Origin of the sequence: Rhodococcus opacus, assembly GCF_012396235.1 — a bacterium.
GTDB classification, from domain to species: Bacteria; Actinomycetota; Actinomycetes; order Mycobacteriales; family Mycobacteriaceae; genus Rhodococcus_F; species Rhodococcus_F opacus.
Map to the genome: position 1 here is coordinate 294,220 of NZ_JAAXPA010000001.1, position 20,934 is coordinate 315,153.

A 20,934-nucleotide genomic window follows, 5' to 3' on the forward strand; every position below is an offset into this window, starting at 1 on the left:
TCCCGCACTTCCCCCGAGTCGGCGGCCATGTCGTCCATGGCGCCCTCGGCGGAGCCTCTGTCACGGCGGTGGCTGTTCGGCGCCTCTGTCGTAGCGTTTCTTCTCGCATTTCTCCAAACCCCCGGCCGGCTCGCCGCTGACACCAAGTACGACCTGTCCCAGAATCCGATCGGATTCCTGGAACGGGCCGCGCATCAGTGGAGCAGCCAGGCCCCCATGGGCCAGGTGCAGAACCAGGCCTACGGTTACTTCTTTCCGCACGGCGCGTTCTTCGCGCTCGGCGACGTCCTGAGCGTCCCGCCGTGGATCACTCAGCGGGTCTGGTGGGCCCTGCTGCTCGTCGCCGGATTCTGGGGCATCGTCCGTCTCGCCGAAGCACTCGGTGTCGGCAGCCGATCGTCCCGGATCATCGCCGGTGTCGCGTTCGCGTTCTCCCCCCGTGTCCTCACCACCCTCGGTTCGATCTCGTCGGAAACCCTGCCGATGATGCTGGCGCCGTGGGTCCTTCTTCCCGTGGTCGTCGCCCTCTCCCATGTGAGTGACAAAGCGTCCCGGGACACGCGATGGCACTCACCTGCACGGTTGGCGGCCCAGTCGGCGCTCGCCGTCGCGTTGATGGGCGCGGTGAACGCCGTCGCGACCGTGGCCGCGTGCCTCGTCGCAGCTCTGTGGTGGATCTCGCACCGGCCCAACCGTCGGTGGTGGGTGTTCACCGCGTGGTGGTTCCCGTTCCTGGCACTGGCCACGTTGTGGTGGATCGTGCCGCTGCTGTTGCTCGGCAAGGTGAGCCCGCCGTTCCTCGACTACATCGAGTCGTCCGGGGTGACCACGCAGTGGACGTCCCTCGCCGAGATTCTCCGCGGCACCGACAGCTGGACGCCGTTCGTCTCCCCCGAGCGGATCGCCGGCGCGGTCCTCGTCACCCAGCCCGCCGCGGTCGCGGCGACCGGTCTGATCGCCGCCGCGGGTCTCGCCGGACTGTGCATGCGGTCGATGCCGGCCCGCGGTCGCCTCACCCTGATCCTGTTCGTCGGTGTCGCCGGACTCGCGGCCGGGTACATCGGCGAACTGGGCTCCCCGTTCGCCGAGCAGGTGCGACTGTTCCTCGACTCCACCGGGGCGCCCCTCCGGAACGTGCACAAACTCGAGCCGCTCGTCCGACTGCCCCTCGTGCTCGGGCTGGCGCACCTGCTGGCGAAGGTGCCGCTGCCCGGGTCCGTGCCGGTGGCCCGGTGGCGCAGCGCGTTCGCGCACCCCGAGCGCGAACCGATGGTCGCGGTGACGAGCCTGGTTCTGGTCGCCCTCACCCTGGCGACGTCGCTGGCGTGGACGGGCAAGCTCGCACCGCGGGGCACGTATTCCGAGGTCCCCGGCTACTGGCAGCAGGCCGCCGCGTGGCTGGAGGACAACGCCGGGGGCACGAGCCCCGACGGTTCCGACGCGGAGCGGGCGCTCGTGGTGCCGGGCGCACCGTTCGGCAGCCAGCTCTGGGGTCTCACCCGCGACGAGCCGATGCAGGCCCTGGCGTCCACGCCGTGGGCGTCCCGCGACGCCGTCCCGCTCACCCCGCCCGGCACCATCCGCGCGATGGACTCGATCCAGCGGCTGATCACGGACGGCCGCCCCTCGGACGGCATGGCGCAGACCCTGCTCGGCCAGGGCATCCACTACCTCGTCCTCCGCAACGACCTCGACCCCGAGACGTCGCGGTCGACGCGCCCGCTGCTCGCGCACCAGGCCGTCACCGGCTCGCCCGGATTCACGCAGGTCGCGGAATTCGGTGAGGACATCGGCCCCGGCGACGTGGAAGGCCTGGTGATCGACAGCGACCTGCGGCCCCGGTACCCGGCGATCGAGATCTTCGAGGTGTCGATGCCGGACGGTTCGCCGACGACGAGCGGGCCGTACACCGCGAACCTCGACGGCGTCCCCCGGGTGCAGGGCGGTCCGGAATCGCTGCAACGCCTGCGGGAGAACGGCGTCCTGCCCGGGGCCGGACCGGTACTGCTGGCCGCGGACGCGAAGCGCGCCGGACTGCCGGTCGACGACGTCACCGTCACGGACACGCCCCGGAACCGGGAAACCGACTACGGCCAGGTCGACAACCACAGTTCGGCGCTGCGCACGCCGGACGATGCCCGCCGGACGTTCAATCTCGTCCCCGACTATCCGGTGGCGGACACCCCGCTGGTGGAGGGGCAGTGGGAGGGCGCGGCGTTGAGCGTGTCGAGTGCCGCGTCCGACGCCACGCAACTCGGCGGCACCTCCCCCGCCAGCAGCGCCGCCGCGACCGTCGACGGCGACCCGGCGACGGGCTGGTTCAGCAACGGCATCGAGCGGGCGCTGGGCCAGTGGCTCCAGATCGACTTCGACACTCCGCTCACCAGTTCGCTGCTGCACATCACGACCAGCCCGGCCGCGATCGGCGCCCCCGTCCGCTGGATGGAGGTGTCGACCCCCAACGGCAGTACCGCCGTGAAGGTGGATGCCCCGGGCAAACCGATCGCCGTGTCCGTCCCCGGCGGCATCACCCCGTGGGTGCGGATCACCGCGACCCGCACCGAGAATGGTTCCGCGGGAACGCAGTTCGGCATCAGCGAGGTGTCGGTCGAGGACTTCTCCCAGCGTGACGCCCCGGTCACCGTGCCGATCCGGTACCGGACCGTGTTGCCGCCCACCCCCGACGGCGCGTCCGTCTCGGGTTGGGATCTCAGCCAGGAACTCCCCGGCCGCAACTCGTGCGCCGATTCCCCGGACCGCGTGCGGTGCAGCAACGCCGTCGTCCTGCCGCCCGAGGAGGTCGGCACGTTCGAGAGAACGTTGTCGGTGCCCGAACCCACGGCGGTCACACCGCAACTGATGCTGCGGGCGCGGCACGGCGCGCCGCTGGAAGAGCTTCTCACCCAGCGGGATTCACCGTCGGCCCACGGCACCAGCAACATCACCGACCTTCGTGGGTCGGCGTTCGCCGCCACCGACAACGATCCGCGCACCAGCTGGTCGGCGAAACAGGACACCACCAGCGGCAAGGGCGCGAAACCGACTCTCACGATCGACCTTCCCGAACCGACGCTGGTCACCGGCCTGCAACTGACCCCCAGCCTGGGTGCCGTGCCCGCCGCCCCCGACCGGGTCGCCGTCGACCTCGGGAACGGACCGCAGGTGCGCGACGTGGACGAGGACGACGGGACCGTCACGGTCGAACCCCGGGTGACCGACCGGATCGTGCTCAGCCTCGTGTCATGGAAGAGCACCCTCGATCAGAACGCGCTGGGTTTCGCGCAGCTGCAGCCGGCCGGACTCGCCGAGGTCGGGGTGCTGGGCGAGGACGGCGTCCTGCTGCCCGGTTCGGGTCCGGCCGACGATGCCGGCGCCCGCCCGGTGGCGGTTCCCTGCGAGGAGGGGCCGGTCGTGACGGTCGGCGGGCAGCCGGTTCGCACGAGCGTCACGGCAACTGTCGGGCAATTGCTCTCCGGTGACCCGGTTCCCGCGACCCTCTGTGACACGGCCGGCCCCGTTCCGCTGGGAGCCGGATCCCAGGACGTGACCGTCGACCCCGGGTCGGCGTTCTTCGTCGACAGTCTCCGCCTCGACGCCGGACCGCAGGCCCAGGCCGTTCCGACCGAGCAGGTGTCGACCACCGCGTGGACGGAGAACCACCGGGAACTCACGGTGCCGCGCTCGGACGCCGAGCGCGTCGTCGTCGTCCCCGAGAGCACCAACGTCGGCTGGGTGGCCACCGCACCGGACGGCAGCGAACTGACACCGATCGTCGTGGACGGCTGGCAGCAGGGGTGGATCCTGCCCGCGGGAACCGAGGGGACGGTGACCCTCGACTTCCCCACCGACCACTGGTACCGCCTCGGGATCTTCGGCGGTCTGCTGCTGCTGATTCCGCTGATCGCTGCCGCGCTGTGGCCGCGTCGCGCACGTCAGCGCGATTCCGGCCCGGCACCCCGGACCTGGGGCAGCGCGACGGTCGGGTGGCTGGGAATCCTCGCTGCCGCCACCGTGATCGGTGGTCCCGTCGGCGCGATGACGACGGTCGTGGTGACGCTGCTGGCCGTGACCCTCGTCCGGCTACGCGGAACCGCCACCACGGCGCGCGTGCTGGTGGGGGTCGCCGGAGCGTCGACGATGCTCGGCATGGCGATGCTCTCCACCGGCCCGTGGCGGGCGCCCGGCGGGTACGTGGGGCACTCGTTCCTCGTTCAGTTCCCGCTACTGCTGGCGCTCGTCGCCACCGGGCTGGCGGTGCTGCCGCTCGGACGGTCGGCGCTCCTGACGCGCGCCTCCCAGCGTTTGACGGCGCGGCGAGCCGGTTCCTCCACCAACGCGTAGCTGGCCGACGCGACCGCGACGCTCATCACGGTCGTCAGGAACAGGATGTAGACGAAGTGGCCGGTGAACGGAACGAGCCCGAACACCGGAAAGACGATCGACAGCACCGCGAGGTGCCAGATGAAGATGCCGTACGACCAGCGGCCCACGGCGAGAGCGAGCGGACTCGCGAGGTAGCGGTGGCTGGATGTGTCGGACAGCACCAGCGGGGCCATCAGCGCGAAGCTGATGACGGCGCCGAGCGCCATCTTGACGGCGTACTGCCACGGTTCGGGACGCACCAGCCCCTCCGGGCCGGCGAGGTCGGTCGCCGTGAGGGCGAATGCCACAGCGGCGACGAGAAACATCCGGACGCGATGATGCGCCCAGCGGTGCATTCGTCCGGGCGGACTCACCGCCAGTTCGGCCAGCAACATCCCCGCTCCGAACCAGGGCAGGTACCCCGGCAGCCAGTTGTCGTGATGGATGCCGCCCGGCGTCGACACCGGCACGAATGCCCACGTCAGGCTCACCGCGATCAGCGCGAGAATCGCCGGAACACGCAGCCGCGCAACCGGACCCCGCAGCCCGACCAGCGCGAACGCCAGCAACGGAAGCACCAGGTAGAAGGCCACCTCCACCGACAGACTCCACATCTGGGTCAGACCGTCGGTGAGCGTGAGGGGCACGAACACCTGCACGAGTCCGAGATTCGCCCACCACGTGCGGTAACTCGCGTTCGCGGTGGGCAGGAACGTCAACACCACCGCCACGGCGACCCAGTACGCGGGCAGGATGCGCGTCGCCCGCGAGATCCAGTACCGGACGATTCCCTGGGCGGGGCCCATCCCTCGCGCCGCGCCGGCATGGCTGCGCCACAACAAGAATCCGGACAGCGCGAAGAAGACCGCCACCGCCAGATCGAATCGTCCCCAGATGCGGCCGAGGACGGGCACGTGCGTGGCACCGGTCTGGAACGCGACGTGCGTCACGAGCACACCCAGCGCCGCGAGACCGCGCATTCCCTCGAGTGCGGGAATGAAGCTGCGCGGGGTTGCGGTCGTGCGCGTGGTGGCCGAGGTGCTCATCACCAACAGTGTGCCTGGTCCCGGGGCTGTGACGGAAAACTCCGTCCGAGTCACTTCGATGGCGAACGGCCGATGCGTTTACTATCCGATGGGGCAAATGCGCGTTCGAGACTGTTAGTGTTTTGCCTCACGTGGTGTCGATGTGGGCTCCATGCGATCCGTGCAGCCGTGCTGCCGGTGGGGGAATCTCAATCGACAGAGTTGGGTTAGGAGAGAAAGCATGGCGGAGCGCTCAGGGCCGAGCCGGATACTTGCTTGCATTCTGGTGGGCCTCGGTGCCTTCCTCTTGGCCGTCGCAATCCTCATTCCGACCTATGGGATGAGCAAGTTGGCAAAGACGCCTTTGGATCTCGAGGCGACCACGATTGCCAAGGCAAACGGCAGTGTGCTCAACTCGCAGGCACTTCTCGCAGGCAAGGCCGAAGTCAACACGAATGTTCCGTTGGTGTCGCAGCGCTTCGTCACGTCCGAGGATCCTGCGGACGCCGACGTGGTCACCATCCAGAATGGTCAGACGCTCCGGCGCACCGACAAGCAGGGCGACACCGGATTGCTCACCGCGTTCGTGGACCGCGTCACCGTCGACCGCAAGACGGCTATGCCGACCAACGATCCGGTGGGCACGATCCAGACACAAGCGAACCAGCCAGCCGAGGAAGTTCCGCGTGACGGACTTCAGTACCGGTTCCCGTTCAACTCGGAGAAGAAGGCCTACCCGTTCTTCGACGTGACCGCGCGCACCACTAGCGACATCAACTTCGTCGAGGAGACGGAGATCAACGGTCTGAAGGTCTACCACTACAACCAGACCATCGAACCCGTCGATCTCTCGAAGGTCGCCAACCTCCCCACCAACAAGTTGACTCTTCCCGCCGACACCTGGGGTGTTCCCGGCGGCACTCTGCCCGTCACCATGACGCGCTGGTACACCAACGTGCGCGACGTGTGGATCGAGCCCCAGACCGGTGTGGCCATCAAGGGTCAGGAGCAGGTTCACCAGTACTACGCCCGGAACAAGGACAAGCCTGAGGTCGACGTGTTGAAGGCAACCCTGCCGTTCGACGAAGAGACCATCGAGAGCCAGGCCGAACAGGCCCGGGACGGCATTGACCAGCTCAGCCTGATCGGCCGGACCATTCCGATCATCGCCGGCATCCTCGGTGTCATCGCCCTGATCGCAGGAATCGTCCTGGGTCTGCGCGGCGGCAAGGGCAGGCAGCCCGCGCACACCGCCGGCGACGACTACCCGCCGAGCGACGGTGGCCGCCACGTCGACCTGGACAAGTCGGAGGCTCCCACCGAGCAGCACGACTGGACCACGGACAAGACGGAAGAGATTCCCGTGCAAGATCCGCGCCGGTACGACGAGCGATAGAGCAGTACAGCCGGACGCCACGTAGTCCGGTCGCGAAGGGGACCTCGGTAGTGCACCGAGGTCCCCTTCGTCGTTCCCGGGGGCGGCTGTGCGGTGTCGCCCGATGTCACAGGCGGCTCGTCGGGTTGAACGGATGTCACATTGGGCGCGGGGCATCGCGCCGCGCGCTGCGCACGGCGAGAACGCCGGCGACCAGTGCCGTGCTCGACGCGACCGTCACGGCGACGGCGATGAACTGCCCGATCGTGGACGCGAGGGTCAGCATGCCGGTCATCTCGACGGCAAGACCGATCCAGGCGATCACGGCGAGGTACGTCCGCTCCCCCGCGATGGCGGACAGCAAGGCGCCCTGCAGGACGGCCAGGCAGGCACCGTGGAGCGCGAACAGCCACAGCAGCGACTGGACGGGCTGGTACGCGTCGCCGACGAGGAGCGGGACGAGGGGGGCGGCCACCGCGACGCCCGCGACGAGTACCGCACCGAGTCCGACGAGGACGGCGAGCGCCGACCGGATCGCCTGCGCGGAGTGCGCGGGATTCGCCATCCGCGGGTAGAGCACCACCCCGACGGCCTGCGGCAGCCAGAATGCGGCCTTGGTCGCGACGGCGCCCAGTGCGTACAGGCCGGCGTCGTCGTTGCTGAGCACGATCCGGGCGATCACGAGGTCCATCGACGACAACGCGATCAGCGCCAACTGCACCTGCGACGCCTTCAGCACGGCCGCGACGCCGATCCGGGTGCTCGACTCCCCGGTGATCCCCGAATCGGCGAACAGTCGCGCGCACAGCGCTACCAGTCCGGTGCCCACCGCACTGGCGGCGAGCGCGAGCCCCGGCCCGGCGCCGACGGCCAGCACCACGACCGCGGGAACGACCTTCGCGACACCCGCTGCCGCGAGGACGACGCTGAGCGGACCGAACCGCGCCGAGCCCTGCAGCAGTCCCTGCTCGGTGGCGAGCAGGACGAGGACGGGCGCCGTGACGAGCGCCGAGAACGTGGCGAGCATGCCGGTGTCGAGCGCCCACGACACGAGGGGGGCGAGCAGCATCGCCGCGACCGCGACGATCACCGCGCAGCGGTATCCCAGCAGCCGGACCGCGTGGGCTCCCTTACCCCGGACCACCTCGCGGGCGACGACGGTCTGCAGTGCGAGAGCGGGGACGGCGAGGACGAGCTGGGCCGCCAGCAGACTCGCGAACTCTCCGTAGCCCGCCGGTCCGAGCCAGCGGCTCGCCGGCAGATGCAGCAGGTAGGACGCGATGTTCGCGATCATCGAGCCCGCCGTCACCATCGTCACCCCGGCGACCGCCGAGCTGGTGAGGGTCTGGCGTGGCATGCGCCCCATGATGCACTACGTGCCGTGCGAGCCGGGTCGATGCACCACGTATCGTGACGGCCCATGACCGCCCGGCGCCGAGCACCGTTCGTCGTGCCGGGTTACAGCCTCCTTCTGGCGTTGCTGATCCTCGGGCCGCTGCTCGGGCCGGGCTATCTGCTGTTGCGGGACGCGGTCAGCACTCCCCGCTCGTATCTGACGGATTCGGCGCTCGGTCTCACGGATGCCGCCGCGCGGGCCGTGCCGCAGGACGCTCTGCTTGCGACGCTGAGCGTCGTCGTCGACGGCGGCCTGGTGGTGAAGGCGATCCTGCTTCTCGCGCTGTGGGCGGCCGGCTGGGGCGCGGCCCGGATGGTCCGCGCCGTGCTGCCGACGGCGGGGCTCGGACCGCGGCTCGTGGCCGCGACGGTGACGGTGTGGAATCCGTACGTCGCCGAGCGACTGCTGCAGGGGCACTGGAGCCTGCTGACGGGGTACGCGGCGCTGCCGTGGACGGTGTGCGCAGCGGTCGCGATTCGACGGGGTCACGGCCGGGGGTGGTTCGCCCTCGCGGCCTGCCTCGCGGCGGCCGGGCTGACCCCCACCGGGGTGTTGCTCGCCGCGGTGACGGCGGTGGCCGTCCTCGCACTACCCGGCGGACGATCGGCCGCGTGGCTCCGGGTAACCGGCGCGCTGGGCCTGTTCGTCGCCGCGAGCGCGCCGTGGCTGGTGGCCACGGCCCTGGCCGGAGGCGGCGGGGACGGCTCCGATCCCGCCGGGGTCGCGGCGTTCGCGGCGCGCGCCGAACCGGGGCTGGCGACGCTCGGCAGTCTCGCCGGCCTCGGCGGCGTGTGGAACGAGACCGCCGTCCCGGATACCCGGACCACACTGTTCGCCCTCGTCGGAACGGTCCTGCTGCTCGGCGTCGTGCTGTGTGGACTCCCGGCGCTGTGGCGGCGGCGACGGCATCCCGTGGTGGCCGCACTGACCGCACTCGCACTGGTGGCGGTGCTGCTGCCCGCACTCGGCGCGACCGCGTGGGGACTCGACGTCGGCCGTTGGATGGTGCAGAACGTCCCCGGCGCGGGGTTGCTCCGGGACGCGCAGAAATGGGTGGCGCTCGCGGCGCCGCTGTATGCGCTCGCCGCCGCGGCCGCGGTGCTGCGACGCCCCGGCACGTGGTCCGTCTCGGCCGTCCTGGTCGTGCTGCTCGCCCTCCCCGACCTCGCGTGGGGCGTCGGGGGCGCGCTGCGCCCGGTCCACTATCCGCCGTCGTGGCAGCAGGTAGCCGCCGAGGTGGCGCGCGACGCGCACAGCGGGGACGTCGCCGTGCTGCCCACCGGCATGTTCCGCAAGTTCTCCTACAGCGGTGCCGCTCCCGTTCTGGACCCCGCCCCGAGGATGCTGCCGGAGGACGTCCTGCAGACGGGCGAGCTGGTGGTGGCCGGTGGCACGGTGGAGGGCGAGGGGTCCCGGGCGCAGCAGGTGGAACGGGTGCTGCTCACCGGCGGTTCGGCCGCCGATCTCGCGTCGCTGGGCGTCCGGTGGGTCCTGGTCGAGCGCGACACGCCCGGACCGCGCGGCGAATCCGCGACCACCCTGGCCGGTCTGGAGCGACAGTTCTCGGACGAGCATCTGGAGCTGTACCGCGTCGGCGGCGACGTCGCGCGGCACGAGGCGTCCGATCGGGCACGGGCGACGGTGGTCGCGGCCCACGTGCTGTGGGCGCTGCTGCTGGCCGGCGGTCTACTCGGCGCGGGCGTGCTCGAGACCCGGACGCGCCAGCGCCGGCGACACCAGCCCTGACGTCCGCAGGCCCGCGGCCGTGCCCGCCAGCACCTCGTGGACGCCGTTCCCGGTGTGCTTCCAGGAGAACTCACCCGCGCGGACCCGCGCCTTCTCACCGAGCACCATGCGTGTCTCGGGGTCGAGCAGGAGGGTGTTGACGGCCGCGGTCAGTTCGCCGACGTCGGCCGTCGCCGCTTCCGCGCTGCCGACCAGGACACCGGTCACGCCGTCGACGATCGAATCCGTCAGCCCCTTGGAGCTGCGGTAGCCGACGGTCGGGACCCCGTGCTGGGCGGCCTCGATGACGGCCAGACCCCAGCCCTCCTTGCGGGACGGCATGACGTGCACCCAGGACTGCGACAGCAACTGGTGCTTGCGGGTTTCGTCGACGTGCCCGTGGAACGTGACGGCGTCGCCGATGCCCAGTTCGTGTGCGTGGTCGCGGAGATTCTGCTCCCACCAGCCGCCACCGATGACGTCGAGGTGCACGTCGGCGATCGTGGGGCGCAGCGCCGCGATCGCTTCGAGGGCGTCCTCGATCTGCTTGTGCGGCACCAGCCGGGACAGGACGCACACGCTGGGATGCGCGGTCCGGGTGTCGGCGCCGCCGACGTCCACGCCGAGAGGGATGTCGTCGGCGCCGTTGCGCACCACCGCGATCCGTTCGCGCTCGACGCCGAGTTCGACGAGTTCGTCGGCGGACGGCAGCGACACGGTGAGGTACTGGTCGTCCCGATGGGTGCGCGGCGACAACCGGGATTCCACCCACCAGCCGATCTTGCCCATCAATCGGCCCGCCACGGGCCACTGCTCGCGGTGGCAGTGATGCACGAGCAGCGTCACGGGTGCACCGGCGACGACGCGGGAGAAGAACGGGATGCCGTTCTGGGTGTCGATGACGGCGTCGGGCCGGATCCCTCGTAGCGGTCCGAACCCGAGCCGGCCCGCGGCGATCGCGGCGAGGGCGCGGGGGTAGACGCTGTACCGTCCGCCCGCCCGGCTGATCTCGATGCCGTCGACGGTCTCCTTCTTGGCGGCGCCGCGGTAACCGGCGGTGCGGAGGGTGACCTTGATTCCCCGCGCCGCGAGCTGGGCGCCGACCTCCTCGAGGTACCGCTCACTGCCGCCACCCTGAGGGTGACCGGTGTCGCGCCAGCAGAGCAGCAGAACCTCTCGCACGTTCATATACTCCTGTGGTCGGTGCGGTACATGTGGTCTCGGGGCGGGACGTTCCGCGCTGTAGTCCCCGAACACCCTATCGGTCGCGTTCCACCGGATGTTGCAGCCACCGCGAACGGATTGCGGCCCCGGCGGCGGCACTCGCTAAGGTTCAGTCTCGTGACGACGCCTCCCGTGACCCGGCGATTCGGTCGACGGGCAACCCTGAAGCGGTCGTTCGGCCTGCTCAGCGACTTCCGGCACGAACAGACCGCACCCGACCTGTTCTACGGCGCCCTCGCCCGCGACTCCGTCGAACTGATCGGCGACCTGTACGGCGGTCTCACCGAATCGGATCTCACCGGGACGACGGTGCTGGACGTCGGCGGCGGCCCCGGTTACTTCGCGGACGTGTTCCAGCAGGCCGGCGCCCGGTACGTCCCGGTGGAGCCGGATCCCTCGGAGATGCATGCCGCGGGTCTCGCCGTGGGCGGCGCGGTGCGCGGGTCGGGGTTGGCGCTGCCGTTCCGGACGTCGTCGGTGGACATCTGCTTCTCCTCCAATGTCGCCGAGCACGTCAGCGAACCGTGGGCAATGGCGGACGAGATGGTCCGGGTGACGAAACCCGGCGGCCTGATCGTGCTGTCCTACACGTTGTGGTGGGGCCCGTTCGGCGGCCATGAGACCGGGCCGTGGCATGCACTCGGCGGTGAGTACGCCGCTCGCCGCTACCTGCGCAAGAACGGCCGCGAACCCAAGAACCGGTACGGCGTCTCCCTGTTCAAAGTGGGTGCGGCCGACGGGCTTCGGTGGGCCCGCCGCGCCCCGGACGCGGACTTCCTCGCGGCGTTCCCCCGCTACCACCCGCGCTGGGCGTGGTGGATGGTGCGAATCCCCGGACTGCGGGAGTTTTTGGTGAGCAACCTCGTTCTCGTGATGCGGAAGCACTGACCGTGGTCGCGCTGGCTCTCGACATCGGCGGCACCAAGATGGCCGCCGGGATCGTCGACGCGGACGGCACCGTGCCGCATCCGGCCACCACCCCGACGCCGGCGACCGGCGTCGCCGACGCGTGCGCCGCCCTGCTGCGGGAGGTCGCGGGCGCGGCAACGATCACGTCGGTCGGTATCGCGTGCGCGGGACCGGTCGACACGGTCGCCGGCACCGCGTCACCCATCAACATCGACGAGTGGTCGGGCGGCTTCGGCCTGGTCGGCTTGGTGCAGGAACTTTTTCCCGGCGTCCCCGCGAGTCTGGCGATGGACGGCGCCGCCGCCGCTCTCGGTGAGCATCACCACGGTGCCGGGCGCGGTGTCCCCGACCTACTGAGCCTGGTCGTATCCACCGGCATCGGCGGCGGAGTGGTCCTCGGCGGCCGCATCGCCACCGGCCGGACCGGCAACGCGGGACACATCGGTCACCTGGTGGTCCCCGGCGGAAGCGAGCCGTGCACGTGCAGCGGGACCGGGTGCCTGGAGACGGTGGCGAGCGGACCGTCGTCCGTGCGCTGGGCTCGCTCCCGGGGATGGCGCGGGACGACGGGCGTCGAATTGGCGAGGGCCGCCGCGGACGGGGACGACGTCGCCGTGGCCGCCCTCGACCGCGCCGGGACCGCACTCGGGCAGGCCATCGCGTCCGCCGCAGCCCTCCTCGACGTCGAGCTCGCGGTGATCGGTGGCGGATTCGCGCAGGCAGGACCGCCGCTGTGGGACCCGATGCGCAGGGCCGCCGCCCGCCACGCCCGGTTGTCCTTCGTCGCGAATCTGCGGGTGGTCCCGGCGGAACTCGGCGCCTCCGGAACCCTCGTCGGGGCGGGAGTGCTGGCCGTCGACGAGGGCTGACGCAGCGGGATCTCCTCACCTGTTCCGAAATTCTGTAACGTGTTCTAGTGTTCAGGGTCACACCACGTTCAGGAGAGGAGGTGACCGTGAGCACGAGCACCGCCCGATCCGCCGACGACTCCGATCACTCGTCCGAAGTCGCCCGGCCCACTGACTCCCGTCGCGATCCGGAGGTACTGCGAGACGCGCTGCAACGCTGGCTCGCCGCCCAATTGCCCGCCGACGCCGCACCCGAGGTCACGCACGTCCACCTCCCCGACGCCAACGGCATGTCGAGCGAGACCATCCTGTTCGACGCCACCTGGTCCGGCGAGGTTCACCCACTGGTCGCGCGGGTCGCGCCGGCCGACACGACGATGCCTGTCTTCCCGGAGTACGACCTCGACGGGCAGTTCCAGGTGATGGCGCAGGTCCGGGAGAACTCCGCCGTCCCGGTCCCGGTCGTCTACTGGTCCGAATCCGATCCCGGTCCGCTGGGCGCCCCGTTCTTCGTCATGGCCCGCGTCTCGGGGCAGGTCCCGCCGGACGTGATGCCCTACAACTTCGGGTCGTGGGTGACGGAGGCGACCGAGGAGCAGCGCGCGCTGTTGCAGCACAGTGCGGTGAATGTGCTTGCGCTGCTGCATGACATCGACCGGCCGTGGGAGCGGTTCGCGTTCCTGCAACTGCCCGGCTCGGGTCCCACCGTCACCGAGGCGCTCGCCGCGCACATCCGGCAGCAACGCGACTACTACGAGTGGACGACGCTGTCCGGTCCCCGGTCCCCGCTGATCGAACGCGGCTTCGCGTGGATGGAGGAGAACCTCCCGGACGACCCCTCCCCCGCCGTCTTCTGCTGGGGCGACGCCCGCATCGGCAACATGATGTTCGAGGACTTCCGGCCCGTGGCCGTACTCGACTGGGAGATGGCCGCACTCGGACCCCGCGAACTCGACCTGGGCTGGATGACGTACCTGCACCGGTTCTTCGAGGACATCGCCGCGGCCGCCGGACTGGACGGGATGCCCGACTTCCTGCGACTCGACGACCTCGCCGCGCTGTACGAGGAATTGACGGGTCACACGCCCCGCGATCTCGAGTACTACACCGCCTACGCGGCACTGCGGCAGGCCACCATCATGCTGCGGATCCAGGAGCGCGCCATCCACTTCGGACAGGCCGTCGCTCCGGAGGATCCGGACGACATGATCATGCACCGCGCGTCGCTGGAGGCGATGCTCGACGGCACGTACTGGGAGAAGATCCGATGACCGCCGACTACGCGGGAAATCCGCTGTCCCCGATGGACGACTACCCCATCCATCAGGTGGCCGAACCCATCCGGCGCGTCGCCACGTCCGACCGCAACTTCTACGACCGCTACTACTTCAACTGCTACCCCTCGGCCGAGTCCGACCTCTTCCTCATCATCGGTCTCGGGCAGTACCCCAACCTCGGCGTGACGGACGCCTTCGCGGTGCTCCGCCGCGGCGACGACCACATCGTCGTCCGCGGGTCCGCGGCCCTGGGACACGACCGCTCCGACAGCACCGTCGGACCGTTCCGCGTCGAGGTCCTCGAGGGTCTGCAACGCTTGCGCGTCGTGCTCGAGCCCGGCGACTACGACCTCTCCTTCGACCTCACCTTCGACGGCGCGATCCCCGCGACGCTGGAGCCCCGCCACTTCCGCAGGCAACTCGAGCGCGTCACCTTCGATACGAGCCGATTCGTCCAGACCGGCACCTGGGCAGGCGAACTCACGATCGACGGGCAGAGCCGCCCCGTCACCCCCGACACCTGGCGCGGCAACCGCGACCGGTCGTGGGGGGTGCGCCCCGTCGGCGAGTCCGAGCCGCCCGGACGGCGCGCGGTCGACGGGATCCAGAACTTCTTCTGGATCTACTCGGTGATGCAGTTCGAGGACTACTCCGTCTCCGTCGTCCTGCAGGAGGACGAACTCGGCAGGCGCATCGTCGAGGAAGCCGTCCGCATCTGGCCGGACGCCGACCGCGAACCCGAATGGCTGGGCCGACCCGAACACGAGCTGAAGTTCGAACCGGGGACACGGGACGTCACGTCGGCGTCGCTGAGTTTCCACCGCCCGACCGGCGAGGTCGTCACCGTCACCTGCGACCTGCTGGTTCCCAATTACATCGGTATCGGCACGGGGTACGGCCTCGAAGCCGATTGGCGTCACGGCATGTGGCAGGGCGAACTCATGGTGCAGGGACTGCGCAAACGAGCGTCCGAGATCGAACCGGGACTCCGGATGTTCTGCCCCGTCGACAATCTCACCCGCTTCCGGCTAGAGGACGGCGGCGAGACCGTCGTCGGGACCGGGCTGTTCGAGGTCGCGGCGATCGGCCCACACGCACGGTACGGATTCGACAGTTTCACCGACACCGCCTCCTGACCGGGGGAACGACACGAGGAATGGACTCATGACCGACTACGACAAGCTCTACATCGGCGGCAAGTGGGTGGCCCCGGCCACCGATCAGGTGCTCGAAGTGTTCTCCCCGGCAACCGAGGAACGCGTCGGCAGCTGTCCCGTCGCGTCGCCGGCCGACATCGACGACGCCGTCGCCACTGCCCGGCGGGCATTCGACGAAGGTCCGTGGCCGCAGACCACTCCCGCCGAGCGCGGGGAGATCCTCGCGAAGGCGGCGAAACTCATCGAGGAACGCGGCGACACCCTCAACGCACTGATCTCGTCCGAGATGGGCCAGCCACCCGCGATGGTCGGGATGATGCAGCAGACGCCGTCGCTCGCGACCCTGAACTTCTATGCCGGCCTCGCGAACGAGTTCGAGTGGGAGCAGACCCGCACCGGCGTGTTCGGACAGACGAAGGTGCTGCGGGAGCCGGTCGGCGTGGTGGCCGCGGTCCTCGCCTGGAACGTGCCACTGTTCCTCGCCGTCAACAAGCTGTCCCCGGCGCTGCTCGCCGGCTGCACCGTCCTGCTCAAGCCCGCACCCGAATCTCCGCTCTCCACACACCTTCTCGCCGAAATCTTCGCCGAGGCGGGTGTCCCCGAGGGTGTCATCTCCGTCCTGCCCGGTGGCGCCGAGACCGGCGAATACCTGGTGTCGCATCCCGGGATCGACAAGATCACGTTCACCGGCAGCAGTCCCGTCGGCCGCAAGATCGGCGCCATCGCCGCACAGAACCTCAAGCGCTGCTCCCTCGAGCTGGGCGGCAAGTCGGCGGCCATCATCCTCGAGGACGCCGACCTCGCATCCACGATGCCGATGCTGGTGATGTCCGGGCTCATGAACACCGGGCAGGCATGCGTCGCGCAGACCCGGATCCTCGCTCCGCGTTCCCGCTACGACGAGGTTCTGGACGCCCTCGTGGCGGGTGCCGGATTCATGACTGTCGGCGATCCCTCCGATCCGGCCGCGCAACTCGGTCCGCTGATCTCCGAGAAGCAGCGCGACCGCGTCGAGGGCTACATCGCCAAGGGCAAGGAACAGGGCGCCCGCGTGGTACTCGGCGGCGGCCGTCCGGAAGGCCTCGACAAGGGCTGGTACGTGGAGCCGACCATCTTCGCGGACGTCGACAACTCGATGACGATCGCCCGCGAGGAGATCTTCGGACCCGTCCTGTCCGTGATTCCCTACGACTCCGAGGACGAGGCGATCAAGATCGCCAACGACTCCGACTACGGACTCGCCGGCTCGGTGTACACCACCGACATCGATCACGGTCTCGCCGTCGCGAAGCAGATCCGCACCGGCACCTACGCCATCAACTGGTACGCGTTCGACCCCGGCTCACCGTTCGGCGGCTACAAGGCCTCCGGCATCGGTCGCGAGAACGGACCGGAGGGGCTCGAAGCGTTCTGTGAGACCAAGTCCGTCCTCATGCCGCCCGGTTACAGCGGATAGGCGCTCCGCGCCCGTGCGCCTTTCTGGTTGCTGCAGCTACCAGAAAGGCGCACAGGCGTTAGCGTGATCGGGTGACCGCATCGACTCCGGACACCACCCACGACGCCGACGGTGAGAGTGCACTCACCGTCGTTCTCGCGTTCGGCGCGAACATTCTGATCGCACTGGCCAAGACCGTCGCCGCGGTGGTCACCGGCTCGGCGTCGATGGTGGCGGAGGCCGCCCACTCGTGGGCCGACTCGGGCAACGAGATCCTGCTCCTGATCGCCAATTCGCGGGCCAAGCGCACGCCGGACCGCATCCATCCGCTCGGGTACGGGCGCGAGGCCTACGTGTGGTCGATGTTCGCGGCGCTCGGGTTGTTCGCGCTGGGCGCGGGGGTGTCCGTCACGCACGGCATCCAGGAGCTCGTGCACGCCGAGCCAGCAACGAACTTCGCCGTCGCATACGTCGTGCTCGGTGTCTCGTTCGTGCTCGAGTCCATCTCCTTCCAGCAGGCGTACCGACAGTTGCGCGCCGAGGCCATCGCCATCGACCGCGACGTCCTGGCCCACGCACTCCGCACGTCCGACCCGACCACCCGGGCCGTGTTCGCGGAGGACGCCGCGGCGCTCATCGGTTTGGTCATCGCGTTCCTGGGCGTTCTGCTGCACCAGATCACGGGATCGGCGATCCCCGACGCAATTGGCTCCATCCTGGTCGGGATCCTGCTCGGCGTCATCGCGCTGATTCTGATCGACCGCAACCGGCGATTCCTGATCGGCGAGGAGGCATCCCTCGCCCTGCGCCAGGCCGGCATCGAGGCGCTCGAGGCGCTGCCCGAGGTCGACCGGGTGACGTTTCTGCGCATGGAGTACCTGGGACCACGACAGGCGTACCTGGTGGCGAGCGTCGACCTGGTCGGTGACTACGCGGAGTCCCGTGTCGCCCATACCCTCCGTGACCTCGAGGCCCGGCTCGAACGGAACTCGCACGTCGTCCGCGCGATACTCACCCTGTCGACAGAGGACGAGCCGACGATCACCCTGTGAGATCGCCGGCTCGCCGCCGTTTCTGCGGTCTAGCTGCCGAACTGGACCCCGCCCAGCGGGCCGCCGACGAGGACGATCTGCGGCATCGTGGTCTGGGGGTTGGCGACGGTGCTCAGCGACAGGCATTCGCCGATGACCGCGTACGCGCCGTCCGGAAGCTCCGGTGTGGTGAACGTCTTGACCGCGTTGCCTGCGGCGTTCGCGACGACGCGCTCGATCGGGTTGGTGGCCCACGCGACGAATCCCGGTTCGAGGACGACGGTGGGATCGGCGAGGACGGCGGGCAGCTTGGTGGCGTCGAATGCCACTGCACCGCAGGACTGGGCGTCCAGCAGATTCAGGACGTTGGGGTTAGTGACGGTGATGTCGAGGGTGTTTCCGTCGACCGCGGTCACCACGGTGGGAGGCTGGACTTCCGTCGCTGCGGATGCGGTCGCCGGCATGGTGACGGCTACGGTGGCGGCGGCCGCGGCAGCGAGTGCGGCACCTCCGGCGAGTCGTTTCATGCCCCTACTGGTCCCTGTCTGCATCTGCAATCCTTTCGTCGGGTGCGAGCTTCGAGAATCGAGGCTTTACAAACCGAATGGTATGCGTTTACTGCAGAATCCTCCCCTGAAACGACGAATGTCACAGTGGTTCAGTCGGACTGAACCACTGTGACATTCGGTCACCGGGGGGACTAGCTCAGGCGCTGCTTCAGGGCCTCGAACTCATCACGGATGCCGGAGGGAACCTTCTCGCCGAGGAACTCGAACCATTCCTCGATGAGCGGCAGCTCCTGCTTCCACTCGTCGACGTCGACCTTCAGCGCCTCGTCGACGTCGGCGGCGTCGACGTCCAGGCCGCCGAGCTCCAGATCGGCTGCGGTCGGAACGAAACCGATCGGGGTGGACTCGGCGCCGGCCTTGTGCTCGATACGGTCGACGATCCACTTCAGCACGCGGGAGTTCTCGCCGAAACCGGGCCACAGGAAGCGGCCGTCGTCGCCCCGACGGAACCAGTTGACGTAGAAGATCTTCGGCAGCTTCTCGGAATCCGCGTGCTTGCCGAGGTTGATCCAGTGGTTCAGGTAGTCGCCGGCGTTGTAGCCGATGAACGGGATCATGGCCATCGGGTCGCGGCGGACGGTGCCCACGGCACCCTCGGCGGCAGCGGTCTGCTCGGACGACAGCGTCGCACCGAGGAACGTGCCGTGCTGCCAGTCGAAGGATTCGCTGACCAGCGGAACCGTGGTCTTACGGCGTCCACCGAACAGGATCGCGGAGATCGGCACACCCTGCGGGTCGTCCCACTCCGGCGCGAGGATCGGGCACTGCGACATCGGGGTGCAGTAGCGCGAGTTGGGGTGCGCGGCCTTCTCGCCCGACTCGGGCGTCCACTCGTTGCCCTTCCAGTCGGTGAGGTGCTGCGGGTCGCCCTCGAGCCCCTCCCACCAGACGTCGCCGTCGTCGGTCTGCGCGACGTTCGTGTACAGCGAGTTGCCGGCCTCGAGCGTCTTCATCGCATTCGGGTTCGACCCGTAGTTGGTGCCCGGCGCGACGCCGAAGAAGCCGTACTCCGGGTTGACGGCGTACAGGCGGCCGTCCTCACCGAAGCGCATCCACGCGATGTCGTCGCCGAGGGTCTCGGCGCGCCATCCGGGGATGGTCGGCTGGATCATCGCGAGGTTGGTCTTGCCGCAGGCACTCGGGAACGCGGCCGCGATGTAGTACGGCTTGTCCTCCGGGGAGATCAGCTTGAGGATCAGCATGTGCTCGGCCAGCCAGCCCTCGTCGTGGGCCATCGCCGACGCGATGCGCAGCGAGTAGCACTTCTTACCGAGCAGAGCGTTTCCGCCGTAGCCGGAACCGTAGCTCCAGATCTCGCGATCCTCGGGGAAGTGGGTGATGTACTTGGTGTCGTTGCACGGCCACGGGACGTCGGCCTGACCCTCTTCGAGAGGTGCGCCGACCGAGTGCAGCGCCTTCACGAACGGCTTGTCGGTGCCGAGCTTCTCCATCGCGGCGGAACCCATGCGCGTCATGATGCGCATCGACACGACGACGTACTCGGAGTCGGTGATCTCGACACCCAGCTTCGGGTCGTCCGCACCGAGGGGACCCATGCAGAACGGCACCACGTACATGGTGCGTCCGCGCATGCTGCCGCGGTAGAGGTCGGTCATGAGCGACCGCATCTCGGTCGGGTCCATCCAGTTGTTGGTGGGCCCGGCGTCGATCTCTTCACGCGAGCAGATGTAGGTGCGGGACTCGACGCGTGCGACGTCCGACGGGTCGGAGTTGCCGACGAACGAATTCGGCTTCTTCTCGTCGTTGAGTCGCGTGAACGTACCGGCCTCGACGAGCTGCTCGGTCAGTCGATCCCATTCTGCGTCCGAGCCGTCGGCGAAGACGACGCGATCGGGCTGAGTGAGTTCGGCAACCTCTCGAACCCAGGCGAGCAGCTCACTGTGCTCCGTGGGGGGCGTGCCGTCAGTTCCGTTCAGACCGGGAATGGTCGCTGAGGTCATCAAACTCTCCTGGGGTGAGCCGGAACCGGACCATCTGCCGTCCGCTGAGAGAACCTCGCAGCGAGTGCCAGACGGTCCGATTTCCCCTCTCGGCGGGGTCCAGCCAGGCCGTCCATGCCACATGGAAGACGCGGGCGCCGGGTGTCCTATCCCTAGAGGTTAACGCCGCGAGTCCCATCTCGGGGAATCGGGTGCGGTTGGAATGGTCACAGAAACGATTCAGTAGAGCTACCAGGGGCCTTTCCCGCGTCTGCAGTGCGGATTTCGGAGGTGTTCAGCCGTTACCGAGAGTCCCACCATCGGTCTGCTGCCAGTGCACGACGCCGTCGCCGTCGCGGCGAAACTCCCAAGACGCGTACTCGCCGTCCTCGTGGATCATCGTCAGATGGTCTGCGTCGCCGTCCGAGTCGAGGTCGGAGGCGATGACGACGGCGTCGCCCGCGTCGAAGGTCTGGGTGTCGAGGACGCCGTCTCCGTCGATGTCGTGGGTCGGATCGGTGAGCGCGACCGCCCCGGAATCGTGACCGAAAGTGTTCGGATCGACGTCCGGCACGTCCGGGACCAGAAAACTCTCAGTCGTCGCCACCGCGGTCTCCCTTCACATTTCGGACCAGTTTCCCGCACAAATCAAGACATATCA

General features: G+C 69.1%; 14 protein-coding genes and 1 pseudogene. 9 read left to right on the top strand and 6 right to left on the bottom strand.

Going from position 1 to position 20,934, the window contains the following annotated elements:
* Nucleotides 1–27 precede the first annotated feature (27 nt).
* A complete protein-coding gene (locus tag HGB39_RS01315) occupies nucleotides 28–4,341 on the top strand; it encodes an alpha-(1->3)-arabinofuranosyltransferase (protein ID WP_120659613.1) in 4,314 nt (1,437 codons plus the stop codon).
* A 71-nt stretch (nucleotides 4,342–4,412) separates the two neighbouring features.
* Here the strand turns inward: HGB39_RS01315 and HGB39_RS01320 are convergent.
* Nucleotides 4,413–5,408, bottom strand: a pseudogene (locus HGB39_RS01320) (acyltransferase family protein); the annotation flags it as partial.
* A 220-nt stretch (nucleotides 5,409–5,628) separates the two neighbouring features.
* On the opposite strand from HGB39_RS01320, the gene pgfA reads away from it, so the two are divergent.
* Nucleotides 5,629–6,783 (top strand): cell envelope lipid trafficking protein PgfA, encoded by a 1,155-nt coding sequence (gene pgfA, locus HGB39_RS01325; protein WP_043792998.1) that lies wholly within the window; start codon nucleotides 5,629–5,631, stop codon nucleotides 6,781–6,783.
* Nucleotides 6,784–6,919: 136 nt separating this feature from the next.
* Here pgfA and HGB39_RS01330 read toward each other — a convergent pair whose 3' ends face one another.
* Nucleotides 6,920–8,128 carry a polysaccharide biosynthesis protein gene (locus tag HGB39_RS01330; RefSeq protein WP_081276597.1) on the bottom strand — a complete coding sequence of 403 codons (1,209 nt, stop codon included), beginning with the start codon at nucleotides 8,126–8,128 and terminating at the stop codon, nucleotides 6,920–6,922.
* A gap of 54 nt (nucleotides 8,129–8,182) precedes the next feature.
* On the opposite strand from HGB39_RS01330, the gene HGB39_RS01335 reads away from it, so the two are divergent.
* Entirely contained in the window at nucleotides 8,183–9,904 is a 1,722-nt protein-coding gene (locus HGB39_RS01335; protein ID WP_064080683.1) for an MmpA family trehalose lipid delivery protein, read from the top strand.
* On the opposite strand, the gene HGB39_RS01340 is transcribed toward HGB39_RS01335, so the two are convergent.
* Complete coding sequence (locus HGB39_RS01340; protein ID WP_043789983.1) at nucleotides 9,845–11,065, bottom strand: glycosyltransferase family 4 protein; 1,221 nt, start codon at nucleotides 11,063–11,065, stop codon at nucleotides 9,845–9,847. The genes HGB39_RS01335 and HGB39_RS01340 overlap by 60 nt on opposite strands.
* A gap of 174 nt (nucleotides 11,066–11,239) precedes the next feature.
* On the opposite strand from HGB39_RS01340, the gene HGB39_RS01345 reads away from it, so the two are divergent.
* From HGB39_RS01345 to HGB39_RS01370, 6 genes are all read left to right on the top strand, one after another.
* Nucleotides 11,240–11,995 (top strand): class I SAM-dependent methyltransferase, encoded by a 756-nt coding sequence (locus HGB39_RS01345; protein ID WP_005566981.1) that lies wholly within the window; start codon nucleotides 11,240–11,242, stop codon nucleotides 11,993–11,995.
* 2 nt (nucleotides 11,996–11,997) lie between these two features.
* Complete coding sequence (locus HGB39_RS01350; RefSeq protein ID WP_005566982.1) at nucleotides 11,998–12,885, top strand: ROK family protein; 888 nt, start codon at nucleotides 11,998–12,000, stop codon at nucleotides 12,883–12,885.
* A gap of 80 nt (nucleotides 12,886–12,965) precedes the next feature.
* A complete protein-coding gene (locus tag HGB39_RS01355) occupies nucleotides 12,966–14,135 on the top strand; it encodes a phosphotransferase family protein (protein ID WP_005566983.1) in 1,170 nt (389 codons plus the stop codon).
* Nucleotides 14,132–15,277, top strand: a complete 1,146-nt coding sequence (locus tag HGB39_RS01360; RefSeq protein WP_054248604.1) for an Rv3169 family protein — start codon at nucleotides 14,132–14,134, stop codon at nucleotides 15,275–15,277. The genes HGB39_RS01355 and HGB39_RS01360 overlap by 4 nt, the downstream gene beginning before the upstream one ends.
* Nucleotides 15,278–15,305: 28 nt before the next feature.
* A complete protein-coding gene (locus tag HGB39_RS01365) occupies nucleotides 15,306–16,754 on the top strand; it encodes an aldehyde dehydrogenase (protein WP_005573537.1) in 1,449 nt (482 codons plus the stop codon).
* A 71-nt stretch (nucleotides 16,755–16,825) separates the two neighbouring features.
* Complete coding sequence (locus tag HGB39_RS01370; RefSeq protein ID WP_005573538.1) at nucleotides 16,826–17,785, top strand: cation diffusion facilitator family transporter; 960 nt, start codon at nucleotides 16,826–16,828, stop codon at nucleotides 17,783–17,785.
* 29 nt (nucleotides 17,786–17,814) lie between these two features.
* Here HGB39_RS01370 and HGB39_RS01375 read toward each other — a convergent pair whose 3' ends face one another.
* The 3 genes from HGB39_RS01375 to HGB39_RS01385 all read right to left on the bottom strand — a co-directional run bounded on the left by HGB39_RS01375 (nucleotide 17,815) and on the right by HGB39_RS01385 (nucleotide 20,880).
* On the bottom strand, nucleotides 17,815–18,315 hold the full coding sequence (locus HGB39_RS01375; protein ID WP_037204339.1) for a hypothetical protein: 501 nt from the start codon (nucleotides 18,313–18,315) through the stop codon (nucleotides 17,815–17,817).
* Nucleotides 18,316–18,464: 149 nt separating this feature from the next.
* Entirely contained in the window at nucleotides 18,465–20,294 is a 1,830-nt protein-coding gene (locus HGB39_RS01380; protein ID WP_005573539.1) for a phosphoenolpyruvate carboxykinase (GTP), read from the bottom strand.
* Between the two features lie 274 nt (nucleotides 20,295–20,568).
* A complete protein-coding gene (locus HGB39_RS01385; protein WP_005258577.1) occupies nucleotides 20,569–20,880 on the bottom strand; it encodes a DUF6802 family protein in 312 nt (103 codons plus the stop codon).
* Between the last annotated feature and the right edge of the window lie 54 nt (nucleotides 20,881–20,934).